Origin of the sequence: Veillonella sp. ICM51a, assembly GCF_000524355.1 — a bacterium.
Taxonomy (GTDB): Bacteria; Bacillota; Negativicutes; order Veillonellales; family Veillonellaceae; genus Veillonella; species Veillonella atypica.
Genome location: NZ_JAPX01000018.1, coordinates 103,870 through 115,036 on the forward strand (window position 1 = coordinate 103,870; position 11,167 = coordinate 115,036).

The following is an 11,167-nucleotide window of genomic DNA, read 5'->3' on the forward strand; positions in this document are numbered from 1 at the left end:
AAAGGGGCGGTATAATCACAACTATTTCTTTTGTTGTTTTGCCCATGTATCACGTAAACCTACGATGCGGTTTACCACAATATGATCGGCAGTGCTATCCTTATCAGTTACGAAATAACCTTGACGCAAGAATTGGAATCTATCGCCAGGAACAGTATTAGCAAGGCTTGCTTCACCTTTACTGTGCATAACCTGTAACGATTCATGATTAAAATCAGCTAAGAAGTCTTTACCATCGGATTCTTCTTTAAGCAAGTAGTCATATAAACGAGTTTCAATATCTACAGCCGTAGAAGCTTCAACCCAATGCAATGTACCCTTTACCTTACGTGTGCAACCACTGCCGCTCTTCGTTTCAGGGTCATAGGTACAATGGATTTCGGTAATGGTACCGTTTTCATCCTTTACAACAGATTGGCAAGTAATGAAATAAGCGCCTTTTAAGCGTACTTCTTTTCCCGGAGCCAAGCGGAAGAATTTCTTAACCGGTTCTTCCATAAAGTCGGCGCGCTCAATATAAATTTCGCGACCAAACATAACTTCACGAGTACCGAGTTCTTCATTTTCTGGATTATTTTCAACCACACAAGGTTCTGTTTGACCTTCTGGATAATTATCGATAATAACCTTAACAGGATCGATAACAACCATTGGACGTAGAGCTTTTAATTTCAAATCTTCACGAATACAGAATTCGAGCAATGCAATATCTACGGTGCTATCAGCCTTAGCTACGCCGATGCGGTCGCAGAAATCACGGATGGCTTCTGGTGTATAGCCACGACGGCGCAAGCCAGAAATGGTAGGCATACGAGGATCATCCCAACCGGATACGAGGCCAGCCTCTACAAGAGCACGTAATTTGCGTTTAGACATAACCATTTTTGTTACATTTAAACGAGCGAATTCGATTTGGCGAGGTTTTTCAGTGTCTTCCCAATCTTCGAGAACCCAATTATACAATGGACGATGCACTTCAAATTCCAATGTACATACGGAATGGGTAATGCGTTCAATAGCATCCTCAATAGGATGTGCAAAGTCGTACATTGGATAAATGCTCCATTCAGATCCTGTACGGTGATGCTCTGCATTTACAATACGATACAATACAGGATCGCGCATGACGATATTAGGATCCGCCATATCAATTTTAGCGCGTAATACCTTTTCGCCATCCTTGTATTTCCCCTCTTTCATTTCTTCAAAGAGTTTTAAATTTTCTTCTACAGAGCGATCGCGATATGGGCTATTTGTACCTGGTGTAGAGAAATCGCCACGCGTTTGACGAATTTCTTCTGCTGTTTGATCATCTACATAAGCCTTACCCAAGGAGATAAGCTTTTTAGCATAATCATACATTTTGCCAAAGTAATCAGATGCATAGCGTACGTCGCCATCCCAATGGAATCCAAGCCATTCCACGTCTGCCTTAATGGAATTTACATATTCCACATCTTCCTTTTCTGGATTTGTGTCATCAAATCGCAAATTGGTTAAGCCCTTGTATTCTTCGCCTAACCCAAAGTTAAGGCAAATGGACTTAGCATGACCGATATGTAAATACCCATTTGGTTCTGGTGGGAATCGCGTATGTACACGGCCACCATATACGCCCTCTTCATTATCTTTATTTATTTCAGCTTCGATAAAGTTAATGGATACAACTTCTTCAGGAGCTACAGTTTGTTCAGTATCTTTATGTTCCAACGTTACAACCTCCATACGATAAATATTCTTTTATTTTACCATATTTTATATAGGACCGCACATTTTTTAGATTCTCGTGAAAGTTTAGTCGAAATCCGTAACATCAACGCCGGCATTTTTAAGTTCTTCCAAGGCAGATTCTACATCTAATTCTGGCTTTTTGTAATTCACCTCTTCGTTAACACATGTTTGTAGAGGTTTTTTATGAACACCAGCAATGATATTATTCGCTGTCAACATGGACATATCATATCGCGTCCGATCTGTATACGAACCAATATGAGGAACAATTAAACAGTTATCAATGGACAATAATGGATGATCTGCTGGTAATGGTTCTGGATCAGTTACATCAAGTGCAGCATAATCGATTTCACCAGTTTTAAGGGCATCGATGAGTGCATCTGTATCAACGATGGCACCGCGACCTACATTGACGAACAATGCGGTCTTTTTCATTTTCTTAAAGAACTCAGCATCGCACATATGATACGTTTCATCCGTAAGTGGCGCCATGATACATACCACATCACTCGTAGCAAGTAACTCATCTAATTCCATATATGTTGTTCTATATAATTTATCGTCATTACGTTGATGTCGATTATGATATACAACGGTCATACCAAAGGCACGAGCGCGTCGAGAAATGGAAACACCAATGGCACCCATACCAATAATACCCAATGTGCGACGACTCAAATCAAAACCTTTGATATTAGAAGGTCTTTGTGCCCAACGTCCCTCTTTTACAAAGGCTGCATTTTCAATAATGCGCCGACTCGCCGTAGCAATCAATGTGAAAGCGAGTTCTGCTACGGTTTCGTTGAGAACACCTGGCGTATTGCCATAAGGAATGCCCGCCACCGTAAGTTCATCAATCTTTACATTGTCATAGCCTACTGAGGCTTGTGCAATGACCTTTAAATTAGGCGCATCTTTCACAAGGTCCGCATCAACCGATATGGAATTAATAGACCACAAACCATCAGCATCGCGTAACCATTCTTTTAAAACCTCTCTAGGCATTTTAGTTTTTTCTGTCCACTGACGTACGTCAACATGTTCTTGTAAATAGGCAATAGCATCACGTCGCACTAAGCCCGGTACCACTACTAATGGTTTACGTTCCATAATCATTTCATCCCTTCTCTATATATTCTTAAATGCTGTAACAACATATCATTTACAACGAAAACTATATGTATCTATATTGTATCCTATAATTGGAAATTTACCAAAACTCAGGGCTAAGTTACAACAAAAAAGAGTTCTAAAAGCATTATGCTTCTAGAACTCTTTCTTAGTGTGTTGATTATTTTAAATCAGATGTACAGTTAGGACATTTAACTGCATCAATATTGATTTCTGTTTTACAGAATGGACATTCTTTTGTAGTTGCTGGTGCTTCTTCAGCTTCTTTCTTAGCACTTTGCATTAGCTTCGTCAACGCGCGAATCATTAAGAATACAACGAATGCTAAGATTAAGAATTGAATGAGGTCAGTAATGAATGTACCGTAAGGCAATACAGCACCAGCAGAGCGAGCTGTTGCAATATCAGCACCATTTACAAATGCCTCTTTAGACGCTTCACTTAATGGCAAATATAGATTGCTAAAATCAATACCACCAGTGAACACACTGATTAATGGCATGAACAAATTGCTAACTACAGAATTCACTAATGCTGTGAAAGCTGCACCAATAATCATACCTACAGCGAGGTCCATCATGTTCCCTTTAAAAGCGAACTCTTTAAACTCTTTAATAAATTCCTTCATGTTTAACTCCTACTCACACTTAATACCGTTCGGAAAAATTAACCTCATTAATCATAAAAGAAAACTGCATCTATGTCAACATTTTTCGATATAGTTTATTGAAAGTTTTTAATATGCTTATCATCCTATTTTCATAATAGATGATTCTAGAGATAAAACTTTAGCCCGTTCAATAACCGCAATAAAGGCTGGTGGAATCATATGATCCGGTATATAGTAGGCAATTCTACGCCCTACAATCACACCTTTATTGCTATAAAACCAAGAGAAATAGTACGCCAATAATGTATCTATATCCTTTGCCTTGATATTTTTCAAACATCGTTGTACCACTTGATGATCATCAAGCCCTAACTTAGCAAAACCGCGACGGGCCATATCCTTTGTTACCATACCACGCCCAGTATCAATAAGATCTTGAATAATGGCATCCAATATATCCCGATGATGATGTCGAATCAAATGGGATACTACATCCATTTCAAAACAGATTTCATTTGTGTAAAAGACATTAACATGAGACTTGCTATGCTTATCCATTACATCTCTGTCATAGAGTGCTACCGTCGGAATGGCAAAGCTTTTAAATAATTTATGAAGCTTACTAATAGAAGATTCTCCACGTGCATTGATAAGACATATACCAAAATAATCAAAATCTACATTTAATTTTTTGGCCATACCTGCAAAACTACCATACTCAGTTTCCCCTTCTACCAAGATGATACACCGTGCATAGAGGGCTTCCTTCGCTTCAGGGAAATGCATAATCAAATGTTTCTCTACTTCTCGAGCAAATTTAAAGGTCACCCCGCATGCAGCGCGAACGAGACCCGTTTCATCACGATACATGCGTATAATATGACGATAATCGTCTACCAATGCATCGGTACTATGAGTTACTACAAATAATTGACCCAATAGGCCATCAATTTGGAATAGCTGTTTAATTAACGCTAAAAATTCAGCATTTTCATTGGTTGCAATTTGACGATAATAGCTGAGCACGGCTCGTTGCAAATAAGGACTCAAATGTAATTCCGGTTCATCGACACTGATAAATACCGGTAAATATCGACGGCCCTCACTGTCATACACGAGCAGTGATTCTAAATTAGTAGATGCACTGTGCACCTTCATATATATTTGTGCCAGAATCTTTAGCGCTACCGCCATGATAAGCCGTACATTATCTATGGAATACTTGCGTATTAAATTTGCCTCTGTAGAGGATGTTAACAGTTCTACAAGACGCTGAATATTAAGAACACATTCGGGATCAAGCCCCATTCTTACATTGATAAAGCTATCTAATGTGATGGCATCATCTGATGTCAATCCAGTCTTAGGCAGATAGGTAACAAGCTGTTTCCCCAGTTCCATATACACCGATGTAGGAATGGAATAAAGTTCCGCCTCCGATGTATCGCGATGACACATATAGATTGTATGACGCAACATAGATAATGGTAACGGTGTCAATTTCTCTCCATCCATCTTATAGAGTCGTGGATATACCTCTTGTACCACTTGTTCAAGGCGTAGATACATACCCTCTTCTGGACCAAGCATATCCTGAAATGATGTAGCGAGCTCAGAAAAAGACATTTTACACTCAATGCGTATCGGTCTATGTACATCAGCAAAGTCACTTTCTTGAAAACCTCGGGCATTCATCATTTGCTCTAAGAGGTCAAGAAAATTGGATTTCCCCACTGCATTTTCGCCTACGAAGTAATTAATATCATTGTGAAAGTGTAGTTCAATATCTACGAGATTACGGTAATTCTCAATTTTAATCCACTCCATAAACATAGCCATCACACTCCTACAATATACAAAAAGATGCAACCATACAATGATATCCCTAATTGATGGTCGCATCTTGATTATGCACCAATACTACTTATATAGTATTCGACATTTATTTTGTTTTTTCCTCTATGACCTTGCCTTCACGTATAGGACCATTTTGCTCTTTTAAGCGTGCCAACATAACGGACGCCACAAACATGGCGATACCAGCGCCTACCGTTTCGATGGATAAGCTTTCACCAAAGAATAAAAAACCATAGAAGGAGCTAATAAAGACGCCTACATATTGCAAGAATTGAGCTACAACAGCATTTGTTGTAACAAAAGCACCCGTCAAGAAGAATTGAGCCACTACGGTTATACCGCCAATAGCAGTAATAATGAGCCATTCTTGACCTTCTGGCATTACAAATCCATCGGTCGTCACAAGACCGGCAATCATACCTGTAATCAAGAAATACGCCATAATTTCAAAATTACTATGCTTACCATGCTTACTAATAGAGCGAATCGTCGTATATGCTGCGGCCGATAAAGCAGCACCCAATACAGCGACTAGTGCATACCAGGTAAATCCACCATAGCTAAACGGATTAACCATCACCATCACGGCTATGAAGATTAGAATAAGCCATTTACCAGCACCCTTTGGAACGCGTTCCTTTAAGAAAAAGGCGCTAAAGATAAACACGAAAATACCCGATGTTTGAAACAATATGGTAGCATCAGACATCTTCATATGTACCAAGGCTATAAAGTTACACACCATGCCAAAACCGCCATAGAGACCTCGCATAACAAGCAAGCCTCGGTCCTCCGTGGAAAAGCGGATGCCCTTTATATACATAACGATAAGAACTGCAACGGTGCCAAATAATCCGCGAAAGAATGCAATCTCTCCAGATGGAATATTCGATCCTAGCATCTTAACGAACAAATTCATAGTGCTCAGCAAAAGTGCCGAAAGAAGCGCATAGATTAACCCTTTTTTTGCCATATATCCTCCTATCTCGTCGATACAATATATCGATAACCAATACAATAAGAAACCGCCCCTACAAGGAGAGGCGGCAATCATTATTTAGAGAATGTATCAACAAAATCTAGAATTTCTTGTTTCATATTTTCTTTGTCGATGGCTTTTGTAAAGCGCAACGATTTAGCTTTTAACGCAGCCAATTGTTTAGGGAATGCTACACCAGTTACAGCAGAGATATTATCTAAGCTTTCATAAGGGGTAGAACCAACCTTAATATCAAGAGCCTCACAAATAGGTGTTGGGAATTTAAATGGATGTGCAGTAGATGCGATGATCGTATGACGAGCACCATCCTCTGGATGTGCTTCTAATTCTTTCATATATGCGCCCATCGCAACAGCGGTATGAGGATCCATTAAATATCCATAGGAGTTATACACTTGCTCAATAATGGCCTTTGTTTCTTCATCATTTACATAGGCACCGCTGAAATTAGCTTGAACACGTTTAAATTCTTCTTCATTGACAGATAATTTGCCTGTAGATTTCAAATCCTTCATCCATTGAGCTGTTCTTTCACTATCCTCACCGGAAATATAGTACAAGAAACGTTCAAAGTTAGAGGATTCAAGGATATCCATGGATGGAGAAATCGTCGTATAGAACGGACGATTCATATCGTATGTACCATTTCTAAAGAAATCAGTAAGCACATTATTTTGATTGGATGCACAGATCAATTTACCGATAGGAATACCCATCTTTTTAGCATAGTAAGCAGCCAATATGTTACCAAAGTTACCTGTTGGAACCACTACATTAAATGCTTCATCTTCATGGATAGCACCTTGTGCAACAAGCTCAGCATAAGCATTCACATAGTATACCACTTGCGGTGCCAAACGACCAATGTTAATGGAGTTCGCACTGGAGAACATAACGCCTTTTTCGGCTACTTCTTTAGCTGTATCTGCATCGACGAATAAACGTTTCAAGAATTGTTGAGCATCATCAAAGTTGCCATGAATAGCCGTTACGTTAACATTAGCGCCTTCTTGCTTTTGCATTTGTTCTGCTTGCATAGGGCTAACGCCATCAGTTGGATAGAATACTTGAATATGCGTACCAGGTACATCTTTAAACCCTTCAAGAGCCGCCTTGCCTGTATCACCAGATGTAGCTGTTAGGATAAGAACCTCTTTATCTTCCCCTTCCGCTTCTTTTGCGGCTACCAATAAATATGGGAATAGTGAAAGCGCCATATCTTTAAACGCTTGTGTACGGCCGTGGAATAATTCCAATACGGATACTTTTTCAAGTAAAGAATGTAGAGGTGCAATATCGCGAGTGCTAAAGTTTACATCGCTGTAAGCGGAGTTAATCATTTCCTTAAGATGTTCTTCGGAGAAACAAGGGAATAATTTTGCTAATACAACAGCAGCTACCTCTTGGTACGGTTTATCTTTAATGTCGTTATAGCTTAAGCAATTTGTTGGAAATAAAGCTGGTACGTATAAACCACCATCTTCTGCCAAACCATGTAATAATGCATATGTTTCATTTACGGCAACAGTGCCACGTGTACTTGTATAATTCATGGGCAACCTCTACAAACTAAAATTCTACAGAATCAATAATATTCTCTAATTATAGCATAAAAGCGCCCCAAAAGGGCGCTTTCTATAGATTTTATTGCATATTATTTTATCATTAATTATTTCGTAAAATTACAACGATTATAATTCGCCTTCTGCAATAGCATCCAATGTATCAAGGGATGGAATAAAGAACAACATACCCGTAATAGGTTTAGAGTAATCGAGCAATTTGTCGTTTTGTGTGAACATATTCGTAAGCATTGTTTTCGTTACATCCCAGTAACGAGCATAACCAATGAAATATGTGCCACGCACACCTTGGCCAGGTTGTGCAAATGGTACATTCATACGAACGATTTTATGTTCTTCGTCATCGCGATTATCTTGAGCTACTACATTGTGAGCTGCTGGATCTTTTTCATCATCTTCTAATTCAATATCGCTGAATTTACGACGGCCAATAAATTTTTCTTGCATTTCTGTAGGAAGTGCACGCCAAGCATCAAGGTCGTGTTCATATTTTTGTGCAAATGCATAAGAACCATTAGTGAATTCAGGGTCTTCATCACCGATAACGCCCCACTCTACTGCTTCTTGGCCTACAGGATTTTCCGTACCATCAACGAAATCGATAATAGCACGACCTTGTTCATAATGGAAACCATGAGTTTCATCAACTACAGATGTAATAGGACGCAAGAATTCCATAATTTGATCCACTACAGTATATGTAACAGATTCATTATTGGAACGTACATGTAAGAACAAATCAGCCGCTACAGCTGGCACGTCTTGTTTATCACCTTTAATACCTTGGAAGTCTTCTAACTCTTTTGGTACAGGTGCATTAGGGAATAAATAATCCCATGCTTTACGGCTAAAGCCAAAAGCAATACCCAAGCCTTCGCCATTAGCACGAATACTAACAGAACGTTTAATGGCTTGAATGCGATCCGCCATATCTTGAATAACTTCTAATTCTGCATCGCGATCTTTACGATTTAATAATAATGTTGTGAAATTGACACTTTGACCAGCATCTTTATATACATCTTGTGTTCTGGATACATCTACTGCCATTGGGGACCTCCTAATGAGAAATAGTATTATATACCAATCATAAGTGATTACTAATTTATTGTCTATGCAATATTTATCAGAATAAATTTATAAAGACTCTATTTCTTTACCATATAGACGTTCCATACCTTGTCTAGTGACAAGCCACATTTTCCCTGATTTCCTAAATTCTCCTTCTAAAAATCCATTCTTTACACGACCCCTACAGTTTTGTTTAAGAGAATCAGCAGTAACATTCCAGCGTTCTGCCGCCTCTTGTGTAGTCATTACATCATCTAATTTCATTATAGAACTCCTAATATTACTAATAGATTATAAACGGATAACACAAAAGCAATAATACTAATTATTAAAGATAATCTTGAAATCATATGCTCGCCATTGTTATAATAGTTAGGAAGAGTGGGGCTCTTTCGAGCCCCAGTGGTTACTGATTTAATAACTGTATTATCGCTATTGCGAGCTGGATAAACGCGGTTATTATCGGTAGCCACTTTTTTATTTTCTTCCTTAACTTCTTCAATGGCATCACCTCCTTCCTTATGTCTGCCTTAACTATACTATATATTTTGTCTGACATAAATCAAATAAATCTTTTTAACTAAAAGAGGACTTCCACATCTCTAAATGTAGAAGTCCCCATATCAAGTTAATGAATACATATAGTCAGCATATCAATACCTCCTTACTTTCTTCTTCTTTGTATTGATGCTGCTTTTTCTGTGATTCCATAATGACTTGCTATGTCTATTATGCTCATGTCCTTAATATATTCATATGGTGCTAGTAATTCACCCGCAAATGCATTCGCTTGCCACTCAGGATCCTTATATGGTGGTATGTCACCATATTCTCTCGCCAAAGTAATCGTCTCTACGCGATGTAATAATAGATGTCCTAATTCATGTGCCATAGTTAATCTATCGCGACCATAACCATTGCAAGCTCGTTCATATACATCCTCTCTAATACGAATTCTGTTTTCGCTTAGAATTGTTTCTCCATGCTTCGCACCCATTTCATGTTTTGGTACAACTTCGAATTCTACGCCAATTTGAGTAAGTATATATTCAGTTCATATACATCGCCTTTTGATTCGATAAAACAACTTGATGACGAAGGTAATGAGTATCGGTATGCTAGGGATTTACAAGGGATACTTGAATACTCCGAATGGCGAAATTTTTATAAAATTATTGAAAAGGCAAAAAATGCTTGTGAAGCTAGTGGTCATGTGGTTCAATCCGAATTTGTTGACGTCAACAAATTGGTAGATGTTGGGGCTAACTTACAACGTAGTATACAAGATATAGTACTCTCTAGATACGCTTGTTACTTAATCGCTATGAATGGTGATCCGCGTAAAGAGGTAATCGCATTAACTCAAACTTATTTTGCGGTAAAAACTCACAAGCAAGAGCAATTAGAATTGCAAAAAGAAGATAGCTTACGCTTACAAATTGATCTGCACCCATTTTCTTGGACAGACAATCAGAACCACCCGTAAAACGGGTGGTTTGCTCACGGGCTATAAGCCCGTAGTACTAGGCCAGCGTCTAAAGGCGCTGGCTTTCACTACGTTCAAGCCGCATAGCCATTGACTCGTAACGGTCCCCTTAAAGGGGATATGTATTACTTGCTACCCTTAAAAGGGTCCTCATATTCTTTTACACTAAGTTTATCTTTCATTTGGTCATGTAACTCTTGCTCACGTATATATTTTTTTACGGTAGCTTCATTTAATCCTACCGTACTTACATAATATCCCTCGGACCAAAAGTGTCTATTTCCAAATTTATACTTTAAGTTTGCGTGTTTATCGAACATCATTAGTGCACTTTTACCCTTTAGATATCCCATAAAAGATGAAACTGATATTTTAGGTGGAATTAACACTAGCATATGCACATGATCTGCCATAAGCTCCCCCTCTATAATCTTGACGCCCTTATATTCACATAAACGTCTCAGTATTTCACGTAAACTATTTCTGTATTGATTATATATAACTTTACGTCTATACTTAGGTGTAAATACTATGTGGTATTTGCATAACCATTTTGTGTGCGCAAGGCTCTGTGTCTTTGTTGCCATATAAAATTCTTTTGTATATAATGCGGCTTGAACACCTACATTATACTTAAGCAAGGTGATTTTTTTGTATAACTTTCGTTGCCGCACCCGCATAGCGGGTGGTTTTAG

At 38.5% G+C, this 11,167-nt stretch carries 11 protein-coding genes; 1 reads left to right on the top strand and 10 read right to left on the bottom strand.

Annotation, left to right across the window (positions count from 1 at the left end; genetic code table 11):
• Positions 1-21: 21 nt before the first annotated feature.
• The 9 genes from HMPREF1504_RS02620 to HMPREF1504_RS02660 form a co-directional block, all read right to left on the bottom strand.
• Positions 22-1,710: a glutamine--tRNA ligase/YqeY domain fusion protein gene (locus HMPREF1504_RS02620; protein ID WP_038123180.1), complete on the bottom strand. Its 1,689-nt coding sequence runs from the start codon at positions 1,708-1,710 to the stop codon at positions 22-24.
• Positions 1,711-1,794: 84 nt separating this feature from the next.
• A complete protein-coding gene (locus HMPREF1504_RS02625) occupies positions 1,795-2,844 on the bottom strand; it encodes a D-glycerate dehydrogenase (protein ID WP_038123193.1) in 1,050 nt (349 codons plus the stop codon).
• A 181-nt stretch (positions 2,845-3,025) separates the two neighbouring features.
• Positions 3,026-3,493: a large conductance mechanosensitive channel protein MscL gene (mscL, locus tag HMPREF1504_RS02630; protein ID WP_005377370.1), complete on the bottom strand. Its 468-nt coding sequence runs from the start codon at positions 3,491-3,493 to the stop codon at positions 3,026-3,028.
• 120 nt (positions 3,494-3,613) lie between these two features.
• A complete protein-coding gene (locus tag HMPREF1504_RS02635; protein WP_038123195.1) occupies positions 3,614-5,308 on the bottom strand; it encodes an ATP-dependent endonuclease in 1,695 nt (564 codons plus the stop codon).
• A 109-nt stretch (positions 5,309-5,417) separates the two neighbouring features.
• Positions 5,418-6,305, bottom strand: a complete 888-nt coding sequence (locus HMPREF1504_RS02640) for a DMT family transporter (RefSeq protein ID WP_005377313.1) — start codon at positions 6,303-6,305, stop codon at positions 5,418-5,420.
• Positions 6,306-6,385: 80 nt separating this feature from the next.
• Positions 6,386-7,885 carry a threonine synthase gene (thrC, locus tag HMPREF1504_RS02645; protein ID WP_038123182.1) on the bottom strand — a complete coding sequence of 500 codons (1,500 nt, stop codon included), beginning with the start codon at positions 7,883-7,885 and terminating at the stop codon, positions 6,386-6,388.
• Positions 7,886-8,023: 138 nt separating this feature from the next.
• The gene (locus HMPREF1504_RS02650) at positions 8,024-8,965 is read right to left on the bottom strand and encodes a Dyp-type peroxidase (protein WP_038123185.1); all 942 of its coding nucleotides are present in this window, start codon (positions 8,963-8,965) and stop codon (positions 8,024-8,026) included.
• An 87-nt stretch (positions 8,966-9,052) separates the two neighbouring features.
• Positions 9,053-9,250, bottom strand: a complete 198-nt coding sequence (locus HMPREF1504_RS02655) for a helix-turn-helix domain-containing protein (protein ID WP_038123187.1) — start codon at positions 9,248-9,250, stop codon at positions 9,053-9,055.
• A 400-nt stretch (positions 9,251-9,650) separates the two neighbouring features.
• Positions 9,651-9,983: an ImmA/IrrE family metallo-endopeptidase gene (locus tag HMPREF1504_RS02660; protein WP_232203313.1), complete on the bottom strand. Its 333-nt coding sequence runs from the start codon at positions 9,981-9,983 to the stop codon at positions 9,651-9,653.
• On the opposite strand from HMPREF1504_RS02660, the gene HMPREF1504_RS02665 reads away from it, so the two are divergent.
• The gene (locus HMPREF1504_RS02665) at positions 9,969-10,472 is read left to right on the top strand and encodes a BRO family protein (protein ID WP_232203314.1); all 504 of its coding nucleotides are present in this window, start codon (positions 9,969-9,971) and stop codon (positions 10,470-10,472) included. The two genes, HMPREF1504_RS02660 and HMPREF1504_RS02665, sit on opposite strands and share 15 nt — an antisense overlap.
• Before the next feature lie 125 nt (positions 10,473-10,597).
• Here HMPREF1504_RS02665 and tnpA read toward each other — a convergent pair whose 3' ends face one another.
• Entirely contained in the window at positions 10,598-11,059 is a 462-nt protein-coding gene (gene tnpA / locus HMPREF1504_RS02670) for an IS200/IS605 family transposase (protein ID WP_005380067.1), read from the bottom strand.
• Between the last annotated feature and the right edge of the window lie 108 nt (positions 11,060-11,167).

Bases quoted from the DNA above. Each gene is read 5' to 3' on its own strand.
- HMPREF1504_RS02635 (WP_038123195.1), bottom strand. From the start codon at position 5,308: ATGTTTATGGAGTGGATTAAAATTGAGAATTACCGTAATCTCGTAGAT.
- HMPREF1504_RS02640 (WP_005377313.1), bottom strand. From the start codon at position 6,305: ATGGCAAAAAAAGGGTTAATCTATGCGCTTCTTTCGGCACTTTTGCTG.
- HMPREF1504_RS02665 (WP_232203314.1), top strand. From the start codon at position 9,969: ATGCTTCGCACCCATTTCATGTTTTGGTACAACTTCGAATTCTACGCC.
- HMPREF1504_RS02655 (WP_038123187.1), bottom strand. From the start codon at position 9,250: ATGAAATTAGATGATGTAATGACTACACAAGAGGCGGCAGAACGCTGG.
- mscL (WP_005377370.1), bottom strand. From the start codon at position 3,493: ATGAAGGAATTTATTAAAGAGTTTAAAGAGTTCGCTTTTAAAGGGAAC.
- thrC (WP_038123182.1), bottom strand. From the start codon at position 7,885: ATGAATTATACAAGTACACGTGGCACTGTTGCCGTAAATGAAACATAT.
- tnpA (WP_005380067.1), bottom strand. From the start codon at position 11,059: ATGGCAACAAAGACACAGAGCCTTGCGCACACAAAATGGTTATGCAAA.
- HMPREF1504_RS02625 (WP_038123193.1), bottom strand. From the start codon at position 2,844: ATGGAACGTAAACCATTAGTAGTGGTACCGGGCTTAGTGCGACGTGAT.
- HMPREF1504_RS02650 (WP_038123185.1), bottom strand. From the start codon at position 8,965: ATGGCAGTAGATGTATCCAGAACACAAGATGTATATAAAGATGCTGGT.
- HMPREF1504_RS02660 (WP_232203313.1), bottom strand. From the start codon at position 9,983: ATGGGTGCGAAGCATGGAGAAACAATTCTAAGCGAAAACAGAATTCGT.